Below are 25010 nucleotides of genomic sequence, written 5' to 3'. Positions count from 1 at the left end.
GGACGCTCACGAACAGCCTAGCTGTTACATTTTTTCCACAGCGTATCCAGCTTCATTCCAGCCCAATATATCGCCTTCCAAATGCATAACGTCGGTAAAGTCTTGCTCTTGCAGTACTTTCATTGCGAGTTTTGCTCGTCTACCTGAGCGGCAGTAGAGAATGATGGGCTTATCTTTATATTCCTGCAATTCGCTTATGTACTCCTCAATGCTTTTATGGGGCATGTTGATGGCACCAGGAATGTGTCCGTCGGCGTATTCTTCAGGAGAGCGAACATCGATTAGCAGCCAATCGTTACTGGCCACTCTTTCTAGCAGAAAAGGTGACGCTTCAATATTTCGATAAGTGGTGGCTTTAGCGGTAAATTGCAAAGATAAAAACAATGCAACGCCCACAGCAATTAAGAAACCTGTCACAACAAATCGCATGATGACCTTTCCCGTTGCGATAATTCAATGAACAATATACTACAAAAAGTGTAGGGCGTGTTTATCTTTACTGTGCATTTTTGCAGTAGCCTGTGTGCTTTTTAGACAAGGTAAATGGTTGAAGGTCTAGCATGCTAAATCGAAACCATTTAACGCAGTATAAACAGCATACAGGCGCTGCCCGAAGGTGGACAAAGTTGTACAGTGAAGTTCAACGCGCCCTAATTAATACCGCTGCAAAGTCGTTTTAGTTCATCTGCAAGGCGCAGCGAGAATCGGCTGGTTATGTCGGGGTTCACAGTAACTATTTTCGCATCTAAAAAGTCTGAATGAGGTTCCCAGAATGATGACAATGACGCTTGGCTTTCGTTACTTGCCGCAATAATTACATCAACCTGACGCATTAGCACTTCTGAAACGGATACTTGAGGGTAATCGATTGGGCTGTCATAAAATGCCGTCTGCGCGCCGCATACGTTCAGTAGTTTGTTTGGCCATGCTTTAGGGCCCACTGTCATCAAGGGTGTGGACCATGAGTAATAGAACACGTTTTTGGGCGTCTCCCTTGAATAAGCGTTTTTTAACGCCGCTATCTTCTCATTAAATGCTTCCGCCAGGGTTTTCGCCTTCAAACTAGTATGCGTTAGCGTACCTAAACGAATGAGTTCTGATGGGATATCGTCTATTTGCGTTATTGCGCTATCAAACACGTTAAGCCCCAAAGACGACAACTTTTGAATATCTTGTGGCTTATTCCCCCCTTTCCACGCCAACACCAAATCGGGCTTAAAAGCGAGAATGGCGGCCATATCTACGCCTTGGTAGTCAGCAACTCGAGGCAGCGCTTTCACTGCCTCGGGATAATCGCTGTAATCACTTACTGCCACAAGGTTAGGGCCTAACCCCAAACTGTACGCCCATTCGGTGAGGTGTGGGGCCAGGCTAACTATTCGCAAGCTATCTTTTTTAGGGGCCTGTTGCCCCTCGTGCAATGCAGGGTTTTCTGTTTGATGATATTCAGTATTGAAGCTATTGGATGATCCTCTATTTTGCTCTTGTGGCAATAAGCTGGCGGCAACAGTTACGTTTGCTACAAGTAAGAAATTAAAGATAGCACTACCTATTAAACCTTTAGCTAGGAACAAACCACAAAAAGCAGAAGGGCGACAAGCAAAGCGAGACAAGAGGTCAGAAGCAAGGCGAGAAAAAAACCGAGAAAAAAGCCGAGAAAAAAAAGGCGGGCGTTGAATACGGTGCTTTAGTGACGTCATTATATCTACGTGCCTATAATAATGAGCCACAGTGTGGCTATCGCAGTTACACCAATCATGGCGCTGGTGATTGTTCTTTTAACATAAACCATACTTGAAAATTTAACCTCGTGTTCTCCACCTACCCGTGGGTAGCGTATTTTTCTATTGGCATAAATGGCAGGCCCGCCCAGTTTGATATTATGTATACCGCCAAGGATTGCCAATAGCAGCGAGGTTTTATCCTTAGCAGAACAACGTTTAACTGCTTTTAAACCGCGAATAGGTCTGCTGCTTATTAACGTGATGAGCGCGCCTAGTAAAGCGGGCGGAAGCACTAATACGCTAACGACTTTTTTTATGGGTTTAGCAAATAGCGCCATTTTGGGGTCTCGATAGTGCCACTGCCATGAGGTTAAAAGCAGCAGTCGATACACTAATGCGCCAATGGGCCCAAAGACGACATAGTAGAAAATAACGCCACAGAATAGATAAAGAAACTTTAGCCATAGCGACTCTATTGCCGCTTTCGCAATACCTATATCAGTTAGCGTATCGCATTGACGCGCTGTGATGCTCGACACTAATTCACGGGCTAGAGATTTTTTGTTTCTGCCCACAGTCGCCAACACTTTTTTGTACTGCTGGCGCTGATAGCCGTAATCAAGCAGCACTACCATAATGACAGCATCAAAAAAAACAGGGTATTGTGCCATTGAAACTAAAATGGCGAGGCAGGCAACGAGAGGGCTAAGTAATACAATGGCTGCCAGTGTACCTGAAATGTAGTGCTGGCTGGGTGCAAACGATGAGGACGGTAACACTTTACGCCCCATCTGAGTGACCAAATAGCGCATAAGTGTTAGTGGGTGAGTACGCTGCGGCCATCGCCAAGAGGCGTCGATAGCGATGGCCAACCAAAGTATCAGTAGTGGTTGAAAATCAATGCCACTAATCAGTGAATTCATTGGTGTGGTACGTCTTCATTTTCGCTTAATTAATTAGTTATGCAAAGTTTTTTACCATTGCCATTACCAGCTGTGCAGAGTGCTTTGCGGCGGTCTCTAAATACTCTTTAAAACTCACTGACGAGGTTTTCCCGGCAATATCTGACAAAGAGCGAATAACAAGAAATGGTGTGTTTAGCATGTAGCAAACCTGGCCGATTGCGGCCCCTTCCATCTCAACCGCTTTCATTTCTGGAAAGTCTTCTCTTAATTTTGCCACGGCTTCATCGCTACCAATAAATGCGTCGCCAGTGCAAATTAAGCCGCTGGTAGATTGTATTTCAGCAATGTGTGATGTGGCATTTTTGGCCGTTTCAATGAGAGCTTCATCACAGCGAAAGTCTTCTGGCATACCGGCGCATTGGCCAAGTTTGTAGCCAAAGTGGGTAAGATTGGCATCGTGATGAATAACGTGGCTGGCTATAACCACATCACCAATATTTAGGTTTTTATCAAAACCGCCCGCTGAACCAGTGTTAACTACCGCATCAGGAGCGTACTGCTCAATAAGCACTGTAGTTGCGATCGCGGCCGCTACTTTACCTATGCCGCACTTCACTAAGATAACTTCAATGCCGCTGAGTGTGCCTTCGTAAAACGTTAAATGTTTCCACTTCGTTTCTTTCAAGTCGTCGAGTGACGCTTTGAGTAGCGCAACTTCTTCATCCATTGCACCTAAAATACCAATTCGTTTCATAATTGTACCGACAAGTTAACGTTTTAAAATGTGCTGTTGCACTGCTTTAACCGCAATATTATAAGCTGTTACGCAAGCAGTTATAAAAGCTGTTGTATTGCTAATTGTATAAGGAATGTGGTGAAACTGACAGAAAAATGCCTTTGTTACTGTCACTCTGTGTAAGTTTGAGCTGTAACAAAGGCAGGGGGAAGGGGGGAATTATCTATGCCCACTGGTATAAATGATTAAGCAGCGGCAGGGCGGCTTGATCTAATAGGCCTCGTTGGGCGTTTTGTAGGCTCTGGGTTCAGCGTAGGCTGTTGCGCCATTTTTTGCTGTAGACGACGATATGGCACAAGTTTGTTTTCAAGGCACTCTCGAATATCTTCAATACTGTAGCCCGACTTCACTTTAATGCGAACATGAGGAACTCCAGCAGCATCCAAAGCACCAGTAACAAACCAATCTTTTTGGGTTTTGTAGCCCTCTTTACCCTGGTTGTGTACTAGGTCGATGGCTAACACTGGGCTCATGGTATCTTTTTCTACAAGCACAAAATCAAGTTGACGACTTGATGCGCGTGAGAGTGCCTGTGATGCCGTTTTCTTTTTCGTCGATTGACGAACGGCCACCATGTCGTTCAAACGAACTCGGCACATAACTCTAAATTCACGGCCTACCGCTTGTTCAATTAACGTTAAAAATGAGTATTCCACTTGGGTAAACAGCTGTGGCTTACGTCGAAATGGAAATGCCATTCCTCCATCAGACAATTTTATGGCGCCTAGAGCAACGACAATAAGTAACATCATCAAAATAATTGCCAATTCCATCTTTATCCTCACATATATCAATCAATATTAGCGTCAAAAAGGTGACGCGTAATCAAGCTAGACCTTTGGTAATGAAGATATTGCAAAGCAGATGCCAAGAATTTCTGTTTGAGTAATGAAGAGTTACGGGGTGTAAATAAAGAGTGTTCTGACTTTTTATAGCAGGATTTGTTCTAGCGCTGCTGCGGCATCTAATAACGCTCCCTCATTACCAGGGGCTGATGCGAGCATTATGCCTGGAACTAAGCCAGTTTTTGGATCGCTAAAACCACGAGCCGGCACCGTAATGCCAGAAAGGTCGAGCATGTTAACGAGTGTGTGGGCTGTGATCTGTTTATTGAGTCCAGGTTTCATTAGGGTTGCACGGTTCATAGCACCGTGCTTTGGCGCGAGCATGCCTATTGTGGGTAAGCATAGCAATGCATCACGCCCTAAAAACGTTCTATAGTTTTTTCGCGCATGTTCATAGGTTTCAATGATGCCGGTCAAAGTGCTTTGTTTGCGAGGACGATATAGACCATTGATAAGCGATAGCCAAAGAAAAAAGCCAGGTTGTACTGTGGGTCTTCCAGTCATTTGACGCAGTGTTTCATTGATAATTGAAAATGGTTTTCCGTCAACAGAAAGCCAGTCTTTCCATACAGAGATCATTTCTCCGGTTACCAATTTAGGCACGTTCATAAATAGTGTTTTGATATCATCAAGCACAGGTTCGTGCTTTACCATTCCCGCTGTTTGCAACCCCTCTAATGCGGCTCGATAGGCCGTATCTATGCATTCCTCTTTTGCTTCGAAGGGGTAATTCTTTGGAGCGATGAGCTTTAGTCCATCAATAGTTGCGGGTAACGCTGGTGGTTCATGGGCTATTACCGAATACGCTAGGCGGGCATCTCGAACGCTTCTAGTAATTGGGCCTATTCCATTGAATGTTTCAAAATACGGACCCGACTCGGGGTACACAGAGCTTTTATTAACGGCAGCCGAATGAGGCCTAAAACCCACTAAGCCACAAAACGCAGCCGGAATTCGTATAGAGCCTAAAATGTCTGTTCCAAATCCTATCGGCGATACACCACTAGCTACCAGTGCTCCTTCGCCTCCTGTTGACCCACCCGGCACACGCGTTTGATCTTTTGGATGGTTGCTGCGGCCAAATCGCAAATTACTTGTTTCTGCGGTCATCACAAATTCGGGAATATTGCTCCGCGCGATAACGATAGCGCCTGCTGATTTGAGTCGCTCTACTACTGGAGCGTCTTCTTTGCACTGGATAGCCGGCATCCGAACACTACCAACAGTAACTTGCTCTTCAGCCAGTGCATAGGTTTCCTTCAAGGTGATTGGTAGGCCTGATAAAGGCCCGGCAATTGGGTTTTCAGCCGCCGCTAATGCTTGCTCATTGAACACTTGGGTTGCGGCATTTAAATGTGGGTTTACCAGATGGAGTCTGTCTAAGCTGGCTTGTACTAGCTGCTTACTGGAGAGCTTTCCAGTGCGCATCTGCTCGAGGATTGCTGTGGCATCGGCCATGTCGTGGAGAGTGAAATCTGGCAATTTACAATTCTCTCTTTGATTTGGCTTGTTACTTAGCCGCCACCAAAATATCTACCTGAGCACCTGCATTATCGGGTGATACTACAATTTTTGTATTTCGCTCTTTAGATGTAATCAACGTGCGCTGATTGATTGCTGGATGCGTTTTAAACTTGGGGAGGCGCTCTTTATAAAAGCTCACCACCTGAGAAGGCGTAAGCGCGGTGTGATATACAATGGCTGCGGGAGTTTCGCTCTCAAATTGCTGACATTGGGTGGCGTCTGAGGATAGTACTACTGAGTGAAACTCGCTCGGGCATGGCGTTGTGTTTGGTTTACTAAGGGTTTCAGCATGCACTGATGCGCTGCCTAGCAAGGCGACTGCGCAAACGATAGCGTTTCTAATAATTGGGTATTGAACGAGAGTGGTCTTGTTTACCAATGGCTGGGCTGATAAAGGTGTAGTTGAAAAAAGCTCGATGAAGCGGCGCTTGGCATATGAGACGTGCGCAATAATAGGGCGTGCTGAGCTTTCATTTTTCATGGTATTACATATTCTCGTTATCTTAAAAAAAGGGGAGCTTACCCGTTGTTCTGCACTCGCAAAACAATAACCTCTAGGTTTGCATATGCCGGTTTATACATACCAACTTGTTTCTGCCAGCTTATGTGTACCACTTATTTATGCCGCTTATTTATAAAAAGAATCAAGTGCAAGCCTCAATAAAGATTACTACAAAAACAAGTTATAAAGATAGTAAGAAGAATAACGAGGAAGTTCAACTTAACCTGCATGTATTCAGGTATAGGAAAATGAAAAAAGGTATAGGGGGAGTATGCAGGTAGGGTTATTAACTGCAGTGTAGTTCACGGATATAAGCAAAAGAAAGCAAAAATCAGCACAATATCTGACGCAGTAAAAACAAAAAAGGCCTAAATGCACAATGCATTTAGGCCTTTTATTGACTTAAGTGTATTACACACCCATAAAGTCCATCATGCCCTCAGCAGCTTTACGGCCTTCATCGATGGCAGTAACAACCAAGTCACTACCTCGAACCATATCACCACCGGCGAATATTTTCGGGTTAGACGTTTGATAAGCAAATTTACCTGCACGCGGAGCACGCACTCGGCCTTTTTCATCAAGCATAATGCCGTATTCGCCAAACCATGGCGCAGGACTTGGCTGGAAACCAAAGGCAATAATAACCACGTCTGCTTCAAGAACGTGTTCTGAGCCTTCTACTTCGATAGGGCGACGACGACCGTTTGAATCTGGCGGACCCATCTCAGTTTTAACCAGCTTAACGCCTACCGCATTGCCGTTATCATCTACGGCAATATCCAGTGGCTGAAGGTTAAACCTAAACTCAACGCCTTCTTCTTTGGCGTTAACTACTTCGCGACGTGAACCAGGCATACTTTCTTCATCACGACGATAGGCACAGGTTACGCTCTTAGCGCCTTGACGAATAGACGTACGCAGGCAGTCCATAGTGGTATCACCACCACCTAGCACTACAACGCGTTTGTCTTTCATATCGATAAAGTCAGCAGGGTCTTTTTCTAACCCCATAACGCGGTTGGTGTTGGCAATCAAAAACGGCAGCGCCTCGTGAACACCATGTACGTGTTCATTGTCAAAACCACCCTGCATAGACTTGTACGTACCCATACCTAAAAATACGGCATCGTACTTGTTGAGCAGCTCGTCAAACTCCACGTCTTTACCAATTTCAGTGTTTAGTACAAACTCAATACCCATATCTGAAAAGATCTGGCGACGCAGTTTAATCACGTCTTTTTCAAGTTTGAATGACGGAATACCGAAGGTCAGTAGCCCGCCAATTTCTTCGTACTTGTCGTACACTACCGGCTTAACGCCGTTTCTGATAAGAATGTCAGCACAGGCTAGGCCAGCGGGTCCGGCTCCAACAATGGCCACTTTCTTATCTGTCCACTCAACATCGGACATGTCTGGGCGCCAGCCCATTTCAAAGGCTTTGTCGGTAATGTATTTCTCAATACTACCAATGGTAACAGCGCCAAAATCGTCGTTTAGCGTACATGCACCTTCACACAGTCTGTCCTGTGGACACACTCGCCCGCACACTTCAGGCAAGCTATTGGTTTTATGTGAAAGTTCAGCAGCTTCAATAATTCTGCCTTCGTTAGCCAAATCCAACCATTGAGGAATGTAGTTGTGCACTGGGCACTTCCATTCGCAATATGGATTACCGCAGTCCAGGCAGCGATCTGCCTGACCTTCGGTTTGTGACTGGCTTAGCGGCTGATAAATTTCCGCAAACTCTTCCTTACGCACCATGATCGGCTTTTTAGGCGGATCGATACGTTCAACATCGACAAATTGATATACGTTCTTTGCCATTAAGTAAATCCTCCTATTGAGCCTGAATGCGCAGTTCAGCGCTTGAACGACTGATGTGACCAAGCAAGTTTTTCACATCACTTGTTTTAGGCTTAATAAGTTTGAAGCGTGCTAGCGTTGCATTGAAGTCCGTAAGCAGTGACAAAGAGTGCTCGCTGCCTGTTTCTTCATAATGCTGATTAATAAGACCACGTAAATGCTCAATAAGAATGGCTTTGTCACCAATTGGCATAATATCTACTAAATCAGCATTCACGCGGTTATCAAGATCGTCGCCATCGTCCATTATGTAAGCGAAGCCACCTGTCATACCTGCGCCAAAGTTAACGCCCACAGGGCCAAGCACAGCAACAATACCACCGGTCATGTATTCACAACCGTTGTCACCAATACCTTCAACAACGGCTATTGCGCCAGAGTTACGAACGCCAAAGCGCTCACCCGCACGGCCAGCAGCAAATAACTTACCGCCCGTTGCGCCGTACAAACAGGTATTCCCCATTATTGCGCTTTCGTGTGCATCAAATTCGATGTTTTTCGTAGGGTGGATAACTAGCTTACCGCCAGTCATGCCTTTACCTACGTAATCGTTAGCGTCGCCTTCTAAGTGCATGTGTAAGCCACCTGCATTCCACACGCCAAAGCTTTGACCCGCAGTACCGGTAAGCTCAACTTTAATAGGTGTATCTTCAAAGTCTTGATTACCGTGGTGCTTAGCAATTTCACCAGAAAGCAGGGCACCCACAGAACGGTCTGTGTTGCGAATAGGGTACTTCAGAGTGATTGATTTGCTATTCACTACAGCGCTTTGTGCATCGGTAAGCATCTTAGCGTTAAGCTCGCCCTTATCCATTGGCGCATTCGTCGTTTGCGAACAGAATAGACGGGTGTGTTCACCAGCCACAGGCTGTGCCAATAGCGGCGACAAATCAAGACGGTTTTGCTTCGCAGTAATACCATCAAGTACTTTAAGAAGCTCCGTACGGCCTACTAAATCGTCGAACTTGCTGACACCAATAGACGCCATGATCTCGCGCACTTCTTGAGCAATAAACTTAAAGTAGTTCATTACCATGTCAGGAAGACCAATAAAGTGATCGTCACGAAGTTTCTGATCTTGCGTAGCAACACCGGTGGCGCAGTTGTTTAGGTGGCAAATTCGAAGGTATTTACAGCCTAACGCTACCATTGGGCCAGTACCAAAGCCGAAGCTCTCAGCACCTAAAATACCCGCTTTGACTACGTCTAAACCGGTTTTTAAACCGCCGTCAGTTTGTACGCGCACTTTATGGCGCAAGCCGTTTTCAATAAGTGCTTGCTGTGTTTCAGAAAGACCAAGCTCAAACGGGCTACCAGCGTATTTCACCGAGGTTAACGGGCTTGCACCTGTTCCACCGTCGTATCCAGAAATGGTAATAAGATCTGCATAAGCCTTTGCCACACCGGTTGCGATAGTACCTACACCCGGTTCAGAAACCAGCTTCACAGAAATTAGCGCTGTTGGGTTTACCTGTTTTAAATCGAAAATAAGCTGGGCTAAATCTTCAATAGAGTAAATGTCGTGATGAGGTGGTGGAGAAATAAGCGTTACACCCGGTACAGAGAAGCGCAGCTGCGCAATGTACTTGTTAACCTTATCACCCGGTAACTGACCACCTTCACCAGGCTTCGCGCCCTGAGCAACTTTTATCTGTATAACGTTAGCATTAACTAAGTAATGCGGCGTTACACCAAAGCGACCAGAAGCAACTTGTTTAATTTTTGAGTTCTTCTCAGTACCGAAGCGAGATGGATGTTCACCACCTTCACCCGAGTTAGACTGACCGCCTAAGCGGTTCATCGCAATCGCAAGGGCTTCATGGGCTTCAGGACTTAATGCCCCAATTGACATAGCCGCAGTATCGAAGCGAGGGAAAAGATTTTCCGGTCCTTCTACATCGCTTATATCAATAGGATCGCATTCTGGGTTTAGCGCAAGCAGGTCGCGAATATGCGATGGCGCACGCTCGTTAACCAGCTTAGCGTATTCTTGATAGTCGGTGTATTCACCCGATACTACCGCTTTTTGCAATGTGCTAACCACGTCTGGGTTGTACGCGTGGTACTCGCCGTCGTGCACATACTTCAGTAAACCACCGTGAGAAACAGGTTTGCGTTTTAACCACGCAATACGGTTCAAATTGATGTGGTCTTGATGAAAATCATCAAAGCCTGCACCCTGAATACGCGAGGTAACACCCTTAAAGCAAAGCTGCATGACTTCATTGTTAATACCAATGGCTTCAAACAACTTAGAGCTACGGTAACTGGCTACTGTGCTAATGCCCATTTTAGACATTATTTTGTACAAGCCCTTATTGATACCTTTGCGGTAGTTCAATGTTGCCTGCATGGGCGAAATATCGAGTTCGCCTTTTTCGCACAGCTGTTCAATCGTTTCGTAAGCCAGGAACGGATAAACCGCCGTTGCACCTAAACCAATAAGCACGGCAAAGTGATGTGGGTCACGCGCACTTGCAGTTTCTACCACAACGTTTGCATCGCAACGCAGCGACTTTTCAACCAAGCGTTTTTGAACTGCGCCTACTGCCATTGCCGCAGGAATAACCAAGCGGTTTTTCTTAATGTTGCGATCTGACAAGATAACGAACGCTGCGCGCTTGTTTTTAACCAGCATTTCAACTTCGTTGCACACTCGCTCAACGGCTTTTTTCAAGCCTTCTTGCGGTAGGTACTGAAGTTCTATCACCTCAGAATAATAGTATTCTGGGTTGAACTCGCGAAGCTGTTTAAGATCTGTGTACATCAATATAGGCGAGTCGAACAATACGCGGTCAGCGTAACCGGACGTTTCGCTAAATACATTCTGCTCTCGACCAATACAGGTTGCCAACGACATCACGTGATTCTCACGCAATGGGTCGATAGGTGGGTTTGTTACCTGTGCAAATTGCTGACGGAAGTAATCGTAAATGGTGCGCTGACGAGATGACATAACCGCCATTGGCGTATCGTCACCCATAGAGCCAACGGCTTCTTGACCGTCTTTTGCCAATACTTTCACGACTTGCTGAATTTCTTCATAGCTGTATGCGTGCAGCTTGTGATAAACCGCCATGGCATCGTCGTCAAACACTCGTTTGCCGATAAGCGATGCATCTAGCTCTTCAATAGGCGTTAGGCGACGGATGTGCTTTTGAAGCCACTCTTTATAAGGGTGTCTCGCTTTAAGCTCGTCATCAATTTCGGTAGAACGCCAGATTTTGCCTGTATACGTATCTACAGCAAGCATTTCGCCTGGACCAACACGTCCTTTTTCAATGACGTCGGCTTCTTGGTAATCCCAAATGCCCACTTCTGAGGCTAGGGTAATAAAACCATTTTTGGTAATGACGTAGCGTGCTGGACGCAAGCCGTTTCTATCAAGGTTACATGCAACGTGGCGACCGTTGGTTAAAACGATACCCGCTGGGCCGTCCCACGGCTCCATGTGCATGGAGTTAAACTCGTAGAATGCACGAAGGTCATCGTCCATTGTTTTATTGTTTTGATAGGCTGGCGGCACTAATAAGCGCATGGCACGGAATAAGTCCATACCACCTGCTAGGAACAGCTCAAGCATGTTATCTAGTGAAGAAGAGTCAGAACCTTCGGTATTGACGAAAGGTGCAGCATCTTTCAAGTCTGGAATAAGCGGTGTTGAGAATTTTGCCGCTCTTGCCATTGCCCAATCGCGGTTGCCTTTAATCGTGTTAATTTCACCATTATGAGCAAGAAAGCGAAACGGCTGCGCAAGTGGCCAGCGAGGTAATGTATTCGTTGAGAAACGCTGGTGGAATACGCAAATTGCGCTTTTCATGCGTTCGTCAGCAAGGTCGAGATAGAAGGTTGGTAAGTCTTTCGGCATTACCAAGCCTTTATAAATAGTGACCAAACCTGATAGACACGCCACATAAAAATCTGGATCGTCTTCTAGGCGTTTTTCAGCACGGCGTCTAATCATATAAAGACGTCGTTCTAGGTCGCGCTTTCTCCATCCTGCGGGGGCGTTGACAAATACCTGTTCTATTTGAGGAACACCAGTAAGGGCAAGCTCGCCAAGTACTGATTTATCAACAGGCACTTCTCGCCATCCAACAACTGAAAGCGTTTCTTTTTCTAACTCTTCATTGAGTACTTCACGGGCAGCTTGTGCAAGCACGGGGTCCTGATTCAAAAAAATCATCCCTACGCCGTACTTTTTACCCAGCTTCCAGCCATTTTCGTCGGCAATTGAGTGGAAGAAGGCATCTGGCTTTTGTAGTAATAAACCACAGCCATCACCGGTTTTTCCATCAGCGGCGATACCGCCTCGATGTTGCATTCGGTCTAAACCGTGGATTGCAGTGGATACCAATTCGTGACTGGCTTCCCCGTGAGTGTGGGCTATTAAGCCAAACCCACAATTATCCCGGGAATCGTTGGGATTGTATAAACTCATCTATTAACTCCTTCAACCTTATTGACTGGGCAAGGTATGCGTTGCGTGCAGATGCGCCTAGGTTTGCGTATCGAAACATAATTAGACATCTTTTCGCGCTTGGGCCATTTAGCTCAGCGCATGCGTCTTTCTTGTCGTTAATTATTATTAGAGGATTCCAGCCGTTCCGCATTTTTATGCATTGATGCGATGCGGGCCGTACAAAATACCCACATTGAAAACTAAAATCAAACGCAAAAAAAGCCTCATCTCTAATGAATTAGTATAACGTTTAAAAAGTATCTTAAATTCAATGGTTTGAAAAGATAATTTTAGATTTGTAACAATAATGTTATAAAAATATTCAAGGGGAAAACAAACATGCTAAAGATGATAATACTTCTCATTTGTTTATCATTATTGAATAAATATTCATTGAAATGGTTGTTTTATTGAGTCAAGAGGTGGTTTCGGGTATTTTTATTTACTTGTAAATAAATTATTCCACTCATATTAGTAAACTGCTATGTTAGGTAAAGGTTGAGTGAAAAGTGAACAGTTCTTTGGTTGGTAATCGTGCTTTGGTTGGTAATCAAGATAGTAGGTAGAGTTCGTAGTTGCCGCTCAAAGAATAAACCACATGGTTACGGTAATGACAAATACATACTCAGCACCCTTAAACGCAGTTCGCATTGAAAACAATCGGTTACATGCAAGTGAAATTAAACATGTCACCTCTCCAAACACCTCTGGCGAGTTCCCTCGCAATTTGCCCGATACCTTAGTTATTCATTTTACTGGCGGCAGCAGTGCGTCCTCGTCAGTAGATTATATGTTAAACCCAAAAAGCAAGGTATCAGCCCACCTTGTTATAGGACGAAACGGAGAGGTAACACAATTACTTCCGTTTAACGCCATTGCGTGGCATGCGGGGCAGAGCAGCTTTGCTGGTAGAAAGCAGTTCAACAACTACGCCATAGGTATCGAGTTAGATAACGCGGGTCAACTTGATATAGATGAAAATGGCGAGTATGTAAGTTGGTTTGGAAAACGATATCACCCTGACGACGTGTTTGTTGAAAGATCGCATTCCAGTTCCCAAGGCCGCTCTGGCTTAAAAAATAACAGCGATTTGCAAGAAAACCTAAGCGCACATTCCTCTACGTATTGGCATCGCTACAGCGAGGTGCAGCTTCAATGTGCTTTTGATTTGTGTAGGTTGCTGTGTAACACCTACCATATTAATTACGTACTAGGGCACGAAGAAATTTCACCAGGAAGAAAGTTTGATCCTGGTCCTGCATTTCCACTTCGCCAACTTCGCCGTTATCTCATACCAGTCCGCATAGATAATCACCCTCTCAGCGAGAATTAAAATGTTCGTAATCGCGGCGTGTTACCGCAGGTGCAGTGGTTCTACATCAAGGTGACACAACAAAGAGTACGGACATTCTAAACTCGCCCTTCGGGAAGGTCTGGCAAGTTTCCTAGCTTCATTCTGGGAATTTGAAAGGGAACAGCCATTCCTGCATTCCCACGCTTTGCTAGGAAGCTTGCCAGGGCCTTCTGAGTGGGCAATTATCTATGCGGATTGGTATCAATCAACACTCTTTCAACGCTCAACCCTCTGATGTCACCGTAGATGATCTGTCCCGAGAGCTTCCCCCTTCTCTGCAATACACCAATGAAAAACAGCTATCTGTGTCGAGAAAATCCATAACAGCGCCACAAGACTTTCCTTACACATCTGCCATTGTTAGCGTGAAACGTTTAAATGTGAGGTTTGGGCCTGGTACCGAATTTACGAAGGCAAGCAGTCAACTAACGTCTGGACAGGTAGTAAAAGTAGTAGAGCGTAACGATACATGGTCTCGCGTTGCTTACACCGCAGAAGGCTGGGTAAGTAATGAGTACCTTACTTTTGTTAAACAGAAACGATGAAAATATACGAAGCCGTAGTTTATATGTTTGAATTTCGAACAGTAAAGTGAGGCGCGTTTTTGTGTGCGTCTACTAGTGGATTCCAGAACACCAGAAAGACTGATAGGATAGGGCAAAATGGTTATAGACTAGACGTACATGCATTCAGACTCTCCAAACGATTCATGGGCTATCCGCTTTGCCCAATTTGTGCAGCGATTTGGCACACTAAAATTAAGCATATTATTCGTTGTATTCTCACTGGTATTTACCCTTGGTGGCTCGTATGTCATACGCGTAAGCCTAGGCAGCCAGGTGCAGCCAGACGACTTTATCAGCGCAGTGATTCTAACGATGCTGTCGGCACCTTGGGTGTTGTACTTTTTTAGTGAACTGATTAAGCAACTCGAAAACTCTCGCACAAACCTAAAAGAGGTGGTGAGCCAACTTGAGAGCCTGCGCGAAGAAGATGTGTTTTTAAATCGTGAGCTGCAAAGCAATATTCGACAGCTGAATCATGAAATTGAACAGCGCAAAATTGCTCAAGAAGAGCGCGAGGGACTGTTTAAAGACTTAGAGCAAGAAATTAAAAATAAGTCTGAACAAGAATCTCAGGCACGCAGGCTGTCTACCTTATTACGCTCTATCATCGATGCTTCTCCTGATCTTATCTATTATCGCAATGAAGAAGGGCAGTTTGCAGGATGTAATCGCATTGCCGAGCTCATGACTGGGAAGACTGAGTTAGAGCTACTCGGGCTAACTCCAGAAGATGTGTACGAAGAAGAGTTGGCACAACAAATTGTGGCCAGTGATAACGAAGTACTTGAGACTAATGCCAGTATTACAGAAGAGCTGTGGCTTAAATTTGCCGATGGCCGACGTCGCTACTTCGAAATGAAGCGAGTTCCGTTCTTCGATAAAGAAGGGAATCGACTTGGCTTGTTATCGTTTGGACGAGACATGACCGAGCGTAAACAAGCGGAAAATGCGGCGGCAAAAGCCAACACAGACAAAACCCGCTTCATCGCCACAATCAGTCATGAGCTGCGCACGCCGCTAAACGGCATCGTGGGTTTAAGCCGCATGCTTCGCGATACAGAGCTTTCCGAAGAGCAGTTTAGCTGGGTGAGTACGATTTACGCCAGCGCTATCACATTAGGCAATATATTTAACGATATTATCGACTTAGACAAGCTAGGCCGAGACAAACTAGAACTCAGCTTAAAAACCATATCGTTAAAAGATTTTACGGAAGAACTTAGCAGTATTATTCGCTTATTGGCTGGTGATAAACAGCTTGAGTTTAAAACCGCAATTAAAGACCCATTGCCCCGCTTAGTTGAAATAGACGGCACGCGATTGCGCCAGATACTCTGGAACATTCTTTTCAACGCGGTGAAGTTTACTCAAAAAGGTCACGTGAGCTTGTCGGTATCGGCTACCAAGCCAGAGAATGACAAAGCCTTTGTCACCTTTATTGTAGAAGACACTGGAGTAGGGATTCCAGAAAGCGAAATAAACAAAATTTTTGCGATGTATTATCAAGTTGATCACCCCGATCACCAGTCGGCCACAGGTACCGGCATTGGCTTGGCAATTTGTAAGCAGATGGTCGATTTGATGAGCGGTGAAATTAACGTGACCAGTAGCGTAGGCAAAGGTACTCGCTTTGAAATTATCTTGCCGGTGCAAATTTCAAACAGCCCAATGAAAGTGGCTGAGCTTGAAGTGACGGGATTAAATATTCTTCTTGTTGAAGATATAGAGCTTAATGTGATGGTGGCCAAAGCGCTGCTTGAAAAACTTGGTCAGCGTGTTGACGTTGCAATGACAGGGCAAGAAGCATTAGATAAAGCCAGAGAGACGCAATACGACCTGATTTTACTAGACATTCAGCTACCGGATATGACGGGGTTTGATGTGGCCAACACGCTAATAGAAGAAGATTTAGTGATGCAAACCCCCATTGTTGCACTAACCGCTAACGTCATTAAAAAGCGCGATGAATACTTAGAAAATGGCATGGACGATGTTATTGCCAAGCCAATCAAAAAATCTCGAGTTATTGAAGTATTTAATGACCTATTCCATGCGCCGCCAGCGCCGCTAGAAATAGAGGGGCAGGTAGAGCGAGTGCAGCCCAACAAAACATTAAGTAACATTTTAGATATGGACTTGTTGGAGATGTTAGTAGATACCATAGGGGATGACATGGTTCGGGCGAGTGTGAAGGTTTTCCAAGAGAAAATGCCTGAATACATGGAAATACTGCAGCTTAGCTTAACTGCTGATGAAAAGTCTGAGGTGTGTTCTCAAGCCCATAAAATAAAAGGCGCTGCGGGCTCGGTTGGTTTAGCGAGAGTGCAGCGTATTGCTAACCAAATTCAGCAGGGCGATCACCCTACATGGTGGGAGAACGTTCATGACTGGGTTGAAGAGCTACAAATGGCAGTGCAGCACGATATGAAAGGGCTGAATAGCTGGCTCAACGAACAGCAGTTTGACGACTAGTGCATTGCTATGACTATGTAGCATATCAGCTGTGTGGGCTCAGCTGAGTGGGCTTAACTGAGTGGTTCGATTACAGTGGCTGACTAATAGTAACCACTAGAAATGAAGAGGGGGCTGATGCTCCCTTTTTATTCTTTTTGAATTACTGACTGGGGGCATTTGGCCGCTCTGGCAGTAACGCTATGTAGTGAGCTTGCGTAAATTTTTACAAGGATAAGGTGTATGTTTTCAGCGTCAAAGGCGGCCGAGTTTTCCAACGAACCGCTTTCTCAGCAGGATTTACCCGCGTTAGATTTCCTGGCGCTTACGCCAGTGTCGAAAAAGTATCGCACCATTAATTTAGGCGTATGTTCCACCGTCACTGTGCTTTTGCTTGGCGCCCTATCCGTAGCAAAATATCAACCTTGGTTTCGAGTGCCAGACGACCTTCATAATGCCTACCCCTATGCGTGCCTAGTCATTTTTACGTTGGGCTTTTTGTGGTTTACCTATCATTTTTTTGCCGACAAGAAGGTGAAATTTGCTGTTAGAGAGCAAGATGTAAGTAAAGAGTCGGGCCTTTTCTTTCGGCAGTTATCTTGCCAGCCTATTCTTCGAGTACAGCATGTTGAGTTAAAGCGAGGCCCACTTGATAGATGGGCTGGGCTGGCTTCGTTACAGGTTTTTTCAGCTGGTGGTGAGATGCATACCTTTGAAATTCCAGGGCTTGAAATTGATGAGGCCAATCAAATTAGGCAGTTTATTCTTGATCATAAAGATGTGAGCGCCCGATAGTGGAAGAGCAAGAGATTACATCATCGAATGCCGGGAGTTCAGTCAAAGTAGAAACCGGTGATGCGTGGCAGCGCTTAGCCATCATCGCTATCTTATATTTCTCGGCACGTAACATTAAAAATTCTGCCCAAGGGCTTATTTATATTATTCCCGCGTTGGCCATAGGCTCTAACGTACTCTCCAAGCTAAACTCGCCAGAGGCGTATATTGCCATAGGCACCTTGGTGTCGCTGGCGGTGGGCAGTGGCCTGATAAGCTTTTTTATGTACACCTTTCGCGTGCACAATCAGCATGTTGAGATTCAAACTGGCGTATTTCAACGTCGCTATACTAATTTACCATTTTGGCGCATTCAGAACGTAAAAATAGAGCACCCGTTTTATTATCGTCCGTTTGGCTATGCATTAGTGGTTTTGGATACCGCAGGAAGCGGTAAAGAAGAAGCTAACATAGTAGCGGTGCCGGTTTCCTATGCCAATGCGCTTAGAAAGCAAGTGCTGGCTGAAAAGAAGAAAGAAGAGTATTCCTCTGCCCATTCATCTTCAAACTTAAATGACAGCTCAGTTCAAAGACCAGTTAAAAGCCCAGCTCAGAGCGCTTCCGAGCATCTTTCTAGTGATAATGGGGCGGCTCGCTTTGGCACGTTAGCAGGGGACAAGCTAGAAAGGGACATGCTAGAAAACGATAGTGTAGAGAGCGACGAGGAGGTACTCAACACCCGCTCGATTGGCGATATTGTCATTCATGGAATTACCAATAACAGGGTGTGGATAATACTCGGTGCCGCAGCCCCTTTTTACGATGACGCTATAGGTTTAGTCTCTGACTGGTTGGCGGATAAAGGTTTGCAGCTTAACCAAATAGTGGGGGAGCAAACCGTCGCATGGTGGCAGTTTGGGCTTTACGCGTTTGTGATCCTTATGATGATAATGGCTGCCATGGCGCTACTTAGCGTGGGGGGAGCGCTATTCACGTTTTATGGATATACCCTCTCGCGCTCTGACGACAGATACATTCGCCGCAGCGGTCTATTGAATAAACAAGAAGTCAGCATGCGTGCGTCGCGCATTCAAATGATTACCGCTAAACAAGACTGGCTCGACAAAATACTCAAGCGAGTCAATTTGTACTTTGAGCAAAATTCCACGGCGGGTCAGCAAGTGCAAGAACTGATGTCGCCCAATAAACTTATTGTGCCATCGGTTACCGAACAGGAAGCGGTTGAGCTTAGTCAAGAAGTCATGCCTGATTGCCAACTTCACCGCGATGATTATTTAGGGATTAGCAAACGCTTTATACTGCACTGGTTAATAGTAGCGTGGAGCGTACCCATTTTAGCGCTGTTTATTGTTGGTATTGTCTCATCTCAGCTCGACATTTTTCTTGGCTCTATCGGGCTTTTGGTTGCAGGGATTCTCTTGCTAACCCTGCGCTGGTGGCGATGGGGCATAGCGGCCGATGGCAAATACGTATACGTTAGGCGAGGGCGGATTGGTGTTGACTACCTATGTTTTGAGCCATACAAAATACAACAAGTTATTGTTAAGCAAAGTGTGTTCATGCGACGGCATCAACTTGCGTCCATCAAGTTTGTATTAGCGTCAGGGGCGGTTACTGTTCCTTTCTTACCAGAGCATTACGTTAAAGCGCTTGCTGACAGCGTGCTTTATGAGGTGGAGTCTACGCGTAAGTCATGGATGTAATACAATCTTGCACAGAACAGCACAGCACTGTATAGAAGAGTACAGTGCAGAACAGCAGAACAGCAGAACAGCAGAACAGCAGAACAGCAGAACAGCAGAACAGCAGAACAGCAGAACAGCAGAACATCAGAACATCAGAACATCAGAACAGCACATACCTTGATGAAAAGAGAGCAAGCTCAACGAAGCTAATGCTCTAGCATGATAAAAAAGCCTACGCTTTTTACAAGGCGTAGGCTTTTGTTTAAGTCATTTTGTGGGCTACTTTCGAAGGCGCACAGCGTTATTTATATTGAAATAGTGAGTTACCTTTGCTGCAAACTTAGCGCGTCCATCACGTCATAACATGCGCCCATCGTATGGTAATCTGTTTTACCCATAGGGCTTTTTGTCGCTTCTAGCTTGTCATTTTTCGCCGACAGTATTCTAAACCAGGCGCCATATTCATGGTCTACCATATGCTCCCACGAGTATTCCCAAATTCGGTTATACCAAAGCCAGTACTTCTCTTCGCCGGTTGCCACCGCTAACCGTGCTGCACATGCAAAAGACTCGGCTTGAACCCAAAAGTACTTTTCGTTATCGCAAATGCTGTCGTCAGGTGCAAATCCATAGAATAAACCACCGTTTTGATTGTCCCAACTCAGTTCAATGACTGAGTCGAACAAGGAGCAGGCGCGCTCTATTAACCATGGCTCTGGCTGATACTGATTAATTTGCAGCAGTAGCTTTGCCCATTCAGTGTGATGGCCTGGCTGAAATCCCCAAGGCCTGAATAGGTTTTTAGGATCATGTTTATTATATTCCCAGTCTACTTCCCACTCCTTGGTGTAGTGTTCCCAGATGCGGTCATCTGCTTTCGCTGCTTGGCGACGTGTTATGTTGTCGGCGAGCTGCACTGCACGTTCAAGAAATGGCTGATGGTGCGTAGCTTCATACGCTGCAATTAATGCTTCGCAACTATGCATATTGGCATTTTGGCCACGATAATTAGCGCATTTTGAAAAATCAGCGTTATATTCATCTTTGTACAAACCGTACTCTGCATCCCAAAAATGAGTTTCCATTAATGAGAATGTTTCATGAATATGTTGCTCAGCTTCTTTCACTCCTGCTCGAAGTGCCCAACTGTATGCCAATATGACAAAGGCTAGGCCGTAGCAATGATTAGTCGCGTCTACCATTTCACTGTCGGTACCATTAACCGAAAGCAACCATGCATAACCCCCAGTGTCGGGTTGAAAGTGGTATGTTCTTAAAAACTGAATACCAGATTCTACGCGCTCTTTATAACGAGTATCACCATAGGCAAGGAAAGCCCGCGCGTAATTAAAAATAAAGCGTGTTGAGCTTACTAAGTGGCGGGTTTCCTCGTCGAATACACTGCCATCATCCATAAAGTTTTGATGAAAACCTCCCGACAGCGCATCTACATTTGGTTCATAGAACGCCAAAATGCTTTTAATATGCGCGTGTAGAAAATCACTTGATTGAAAATCAGGTTTCTCATTCATGATGTTTACTCCCCGCTATTGGTGTTAGGCAATAGCCAATAAAGCCCCATTGCCGCAGTCCAGGAAAAATCTGCACCGCCGCTACGAGCACCAGTCTCTGCATGAAATGACTCATTGAAGCCACTGGCGTATATACAGGCTCTGCTGCCGTCGGTAACACGCTGTGATTGGCGGCTTAATCCGTAGTCATCTAAACCTAAAACAATCATCCAATTAATGTGTAACCAGATAGGGCCGCGCCAATAGCGCTGTGGCTCATAGTTCGGATCTTCCGGGTGGGTTGAAGAAATTGCGTATTCGCTATGATCAAGCCATCTGTCTAATTCAGCAGTGAGTGGAGCGACTTGTGGTTCGCTTACCAAACCCGCAAAAAACGGCAATAGGCCGGCAGATGTGCGAGCTTCACACATGCTGTTACTTCGAGTATCAAAGCTGTGGAACATATTACTTTCAGGATTCCATAGTTTGTTTATGGCACCTTCAGTAAGGCTTAAGCGCTGCGCGAGGTATTCGGTGTGGGCATTGCTGACATTTATCTGATTACACAGCGCCAAAAGGTCTTTTGTCCCACGATGTAAAATCGAAATAATACTGACGTCATTCACCCGATAAGGACAGTCTTGGTAAATCAGCGTATCGTCGAAATTCATCTTTCGAAAGAAATCGACGAGATACAAGAAACGGTCGTATTCTTTTTTGTGAGGCCGCTCGGACGCATCAATATGGCTCGTATCTCTTCGCGTATATTCCCAGTCTACACAGGGAACCGCATCTAAAGCAGCATCCCAGGCTGGGCTATTGTCCATACCTGATTCCCACGGGTGATAACTCACTACGAGGCCCGTATTTTCAGGATCTCGTTGCTTATACCACCATAAGTGATAATCAATTAACTGATGAACGATAGTCTCAATTTGAGACTGTGCAAGGGCTCGGTCTTTAGTTTGTTCAAACAGCAACTTTATTACTGACGCAAGGACTGGAGGTTGAGTAATAGACGTGCTGTCTAATTCATTTTTGACTCCCCAGATATCCGGTCCTGGGAAATATGTGTCGGAATGTTTATGAAAAACCACGTGGGGGACCATGCCCGATTTCCACTGCGCACTTAGCAAGGATGTTGTTTCTTCCCATGCCCTAGGCTCATTGAAAGGGAGCCACCCTAAGGCCACGATGGCTGAATCCCAGTTCCACTGAAACGGATACAATCCGTGAGTGGGCACTGTGTACCCACCTAAGTCGTTTTTTATAAGCGTTGCTTTTGCTTCTTCAATTAACTTAACGTCGCGTTGCTCTGTAATTGTCATTGGTATACCCATTATGAGTTGCTGATATTTTGATTATTGCACAAATAATCAAAAATAAAACCCATTTTGGGTTGAAAGTAATAATTTTGTGTTTTATTGTAAATGGGAAGTTAATCATGTGGTGTGGCGTTAAGTAGTGTGAGAAAACTTAAAGTGGCACCTATATACATACAATTGGTTGGAGATACACGGTGAAGAAACTACTTCTTGCGACTACCATTTCGTCGCTTCTAGCTGGCAATGCTTTGGCTCAGGACAATGCACAATCAGACTCAGATAAAAAACCTGAAACCAAAAAAGACTATGAGCAGATTGTAGTTACGGGAACTAGTCGAGCTCGCTTAGTTGCTGAAACACCACAATCGACGACGTCTATTGGTGCACAGGAAGTGTCGAAGCTGTCGATGAGCAGCCAAGCCGATGTGTTGCGTTACGTGCCGGGAGTGAAAGTAGAAGGTGGTGGCGGTGAGGTAGCCACAAACTTGCAGGTTAGAGGACTTCCGTCTTCAGGTCAGTTCCAGTTTACGCCACTTCTTTACGATGGCTCACCCACTTTGAGTGCATTTGGCCTAAATTCATCTGCTTACGACGTGTATTTCCGCAATGATATAGGAATTGAGCGCGTAGAATTTGTTCGCGGTGGTGTATCTAACCTCTTTGGACAAGGCTCGGTTGCTGGGGTTATCAACTACCTATCTAAAAAAGGCACTTCACTATCAGAAAGTACCGTTCAACTTGAGCTTTCAGATAATAATCGCAAGCGTTTAGACTTTGCTACAAGTGGCCCATTGAACGAGCAGGGTATGTTTTATGCGTTATCTGGCTTTTATCGTTACGATGAGGGCCCAATTGATACTGGCCTACCAACCGAAGGTTACCAACTTCGCGGTAACATCCATAAAGAATTTGACGATGGCAGCGGCTACTTCACAATTTATGGTCAAGCGATTAATGATGAAGTTCAGTTCTTTCTCCCTCTACCATTAGATGCACAAAGTAGAGAGCGAGTTGCTGGAAATGACGGGCGAGAAGTAGAATCTACTCAAACATTTTATGCTTCAGGTCTGTCTTATGATACTGCTGACGGTCGCTACCGCTCTCCTATTGAAGAAGGCGTAGCAACTCGAGGAGGCTCTGTATCTATGGAGTTTTCAAAAGACTTAGGCAACGATTTCAGCGTGTTGGCGCGCGGTAAATATGCAAGCTACGACCATCAATTTAACTTGTTCCTAGACGGTGACGGCATTATCAACGTGCCTGAGACGCAAAGCGAATATCTTGCAAACAGAGAGCTCGACGGTTTAGGTAGTGCTGAATTTACCTATGCCGGAACCGATATTGTGCTTCCCGAGGGCGACTTGCTCTTCGCGAACCGAATTCTCGACCGAGATAGACCTGCTACCGACTTTTCCTCAGAGCTTAACATCGTGAAATACCTTGATGTTGGAGACTTTTCACACAGCATTACGGTGGGAACCTTTTTCTCAAGTGCCGAAGCTGAAGATAACAATGTTATTACTCGTTATCTCGGCGAGTTCAACAACCAAGCTCGTTTGGTTGACCTGACCCTTACCGATGCAAACGGCAGCAGTGTTATTGCAAGTCAAAATGGGGTAACCGGTCCTGGTATAAGTTTCTCTGACACGACTATTTCAGCGAGAAGAACGGCGTTTTACATTGCCGATCAAATGCAAAGTGACGACTGGATCATTGACGTTGGTCTGCGTTGGGAAGAAATTGACGGCACTATTACCCGTGAAGGTAATCAGACGGTCACTGTTAATGACGACCCAATGCTTAACAGTAATCTACAGGTTAATGTAACCGGTAATGGCGCACTGACTCACGGTAAAGTAGACAACTCAGAACTCGCTTATTCTGTCGCTGCTCTTTATAAATTAGCAGACAACGTCAATGTGTATGCTAACTATTCTAGAGGATTCTTCTTTCCAGAGCTGCGGGGTGTCGCCTTTAACCCGAATGGACAACCTGGTAGCTACGAGAGTGAGATTGTTAAACAAGCCGAACTAGGTACAAAATTCTTTTTTGATGACTTTATCGGTACGGTCGCATTATTTAAGACAGATCTTGAAGATAGGCGCTCGGTTGATTTTGTAAATGATGAGAACGGTGTTGCAGTAGAAGTCCCTGTTTTTCAATCTACCGAAGCTTACGGTGTTGAAATGGTAGGAAGTTACAATATTACCGATGACTTAATATTTGATGCAAACTTAACGTATACCGACCACGAGTTTACTGAATACGACTCCAACCCGTCGATTATTGGGAACGAGCTGAGAAGAAAACCGAAGTTTATGTTTAATTCGTCGCTACGCTACACCTTAGATGACTGGGATATCTCCTTTTACCACAATTATCACGGCAAGAACTTTACTAACGATGCCAATTCGGTTGAGTTAGACGACTTCCACGTATTCCGCTTAGATACAGGCTATACATGGGAATTAGGTCAAGGTGAGCGCTTGCGAGCCAGTGTTGCTGTATGGAATCTATTTGACTCAGATGGTATTACTGAAGGGTCTCCTCGATTAGGAAATAGTCAAACAGCAGGTGAATCTTATTTTGTAGGCCGTCCAATACTGCCTCGCCGTGTATCGCTGCGCTTGCGTTATGATTTTTAGTCAACGTTGACACTCCCCCTCACTGATAGTCTCTACGGGGGCTATCAGTTTTTT

The 25010-nt window shown here is 45.2% G+C and carries 17 protein-coding genes; 6 read left to right on the top strand and 11 right to left on the bottom strand.

What is annotated here, in order from left to right:
• Window positions 1-24: 24 nt before the first annotated feature.
• The 9 genes from AC27HD_RS09705 to gltB all read right to left on the bottom strand — a co-directional run bounded on the left by AC27HD_RS09705 (window position 25) and on the right by gltB (window position 12603).
• Complete coding sequence (locus tag AC27HD_RS09705; RefSeq protein WP_487105370.1) at window positions 25-429, bottom strand: rhodanese-like domain-containing protein; 405 nt, start codon at window positions 427-429, stop codon at window positions 25-27.
• A gap of 221 nt (window positions 430-650) precedes the next feature.
• Complete coding sequence (locus AC27HD_RS09700; protein WP_487105368.1) at window positions 651-1700, bottom strand: cobalamin-binding protein; 1050 nt, start codon at window positions 1698-1700, stop codon at window positions 651-653.
• Between the two features lie 5 nt (window positions 1701-1705).
• On the bottom strand, window positions 1706-2647 hold the full coding sequence (locus AC27HD_RS09695; protein ID WP_487105366.1) for a cobalamin biosynthesis protein CobD/CbiB: 942 nt from the start codon (window positions 2645-2647) through the stop codon (window positions 1706-1708).
• Between the two features lie 37 nt (window positions 2648-2684).
• Window positions 2685-3383 (bottom strand): 5'-methylthioadenosine/adenosylhomocysteine nucleosidase, encoded by a 699-nt coding sequence (locus AC27HD_RS09690; RefSeq protein ID WP_032097369.1) that lies wholly within the window; start codon window positions 3381-3383, stop codon window positions 2685-2687.
• Window positions 3384-3610: 227 nt separating this feature from the next.
• The gene (locus tag AC27HD_RS09685) at window positions 3611-4198 is read right to left on the bottom strand and encodes a DUF2726 domain-containing protein (protein WP_032097370.1); all 588 of its coding nucleotides are present in this window, start codon (window positions 4196-4198) and stop codon (window positions 3611-3613) included.
• Between the two features lie 156 nt (window positions 4199-4354).
• Entirely contained in the window at window positions 4355-5752 is a 1398-nt protein-coding gene (locus AC27HD_RS09680; RefSeq protein WP_487105363.1) for an amidase, read from the bottom strand.
• A 28-nt stretch (window positions 5753-5780) separates the two neighbouring features.
• Entirely contained in the window at window positions 5781-6275 is a 495-nt protein-coding gene (locus AC27HD_RS09675) for a hypothetical protein (RefSeq protein WP_487105361.1), read from the bottom strand.
• 432 nt (window positions 6276-6707) lie between these two features.
• A complete protein-coding gene (locus tag AC27HD_RS09670) occupies window positions 6708-8123 on the bottom strand; it encodes an FAD-dependent oxidoreductase (protein ID WP_032097373.1) in 1416 nt (471 codons plus the stop codon).
• A 13-nt stretch (window positions 8124-8136) separates the two neighbouring features.
• Window positions 8137-12603, bottom strand: a complete 4467-nt coding sequence (gene gltB, locus AC27HD_RS09665; protein WP_487105359.1) for a glutamate synthase large subunit — start codon at window positions 12601-12603, stop codon at window positions 8137-8139.
• 631 nt (window positions 12604-13234) lie between these two features.
• Between gltB and AC27HD_RS09660 the strand changes: the two genes are divergently transcribed.
• The 5 genes from AC27HD_RS09660 to AC27HD_RS09640 all read left to right on the top strand — a co-directional run bounded on the left by AC27HD_RS09660 (window position 13235) and on the right by AC27HD_RS09640 (window position 19493).
• Window positions 13235-13957, top strand: a complete 723-nt coding sequence (locus tag AC27HD_RS09660) for an N-acetylmuramoyl-L-alanine amidase (RefSeq protein ID WP_487105358.1) — start codon at window positions 13235-13237, stop codon at window positions 13955-13957.
• 209 nt (window positions 13958-14166) lie between these two features.
• Entirely contained in the window at window positions 14167-14523 is a 357-nt protein-coding gene (locus AC27HD_RS09655; protein WP_487105356.1) for an SH3 domain-containing protein, read from the top strand.
• Between the two features lie 138 nt (window positions 14524-14661).
• On the top strand, window positions 14662-17016 hold the full coding sequence (gene arcB, locus AC27HD_RS09650; RefSeq protein WP_163104424.1) for an aerobic respiration two-component sensor histidine kinase ArcB: 2355 nt from the start codon (window positions 14662-14664) through the stop codon (window positions 17014-17016).
• A 222-nt stretch (window positions 17017-17238) separates the two neighbouring features.
• Window positions 17239-17790 carry a PH domain-containing protein gene (locus tag AC27HD_RS09645; RefSeq protein ID WP_487105354.1) on the top strand — a complete coding sequence of 184 codons (552 nt, stop codon included), beginning with the start codon at window positions 17239-17241 and terminating at the stop codon, window positions 17788-17790.
• Window positions 17790-19493: a PH domain-containing protein gene (locus AC27HD_RS09640; RefSeq protein ID WP_487105352.1), complete on the top strand. Its 1704-nt coding sequence runs from the start codon at window positions 17790-17792 to the stop codon at window positions 19491-19493. Before AC27HD_RS09645 ends, AC27HD_RS09640 begins: the two co-directional genes overlap by 1 nt.
• Before the next feature lie 305 nt (window positions 19494-19798).
• Here AC27HD_RS09640 and AC27HD_RS09635 read toward each other — a convergent pair whose 3' ends face one another.
• A complete protein-coding gene (locus AC27HD_RS09635) occupies window positions 19799-21007 on the bottom strand; it encodes an AGE family epimerase/isomerase (protein WP_487105350.1) in 1209 nt (402 codons plus the stop codon).
• 5 nt (window positions 21008-21012) lie between these two features.
• The gene (locus AC27HD_RS09630) at window positions 21013-22314 is read right to left on the bottom strand and encodes an MGH1-like glycoside hydrolase domain-containing protein (protein ID WP_487105348.1); all 1302 of its coding nucleotides are present in this window, start codon (window positions 22312-22314) and stop codon (window positions 21013-21015) included.
• Between the two features lie 191 nt (window positions 22315-22505).
• Here AC27HD_RS09630 and AC27HD_RS09625 point away from each other — a divergent pair, with 191 nt between their 5' ends.
• Entirely contained in the window at window positions 22506-24956 is a 2451-nt protein-coding gene (locus AC27HD_RS09625; protein ID WP_487105346.1) for a TonB-dependent receptor, read from the top strand.
• Window positions 24957-25010: the final 54 nt, after the last annotated feature.

This window comes from Alteromonas sp. 4NS20-0143 (assembly GCF_057542855.1).
The sequence above is the reverse complement of the archived record's forward strand: the minus strand, read 5'-3'. Positions and strand labels throughout refer to the sequence as shown.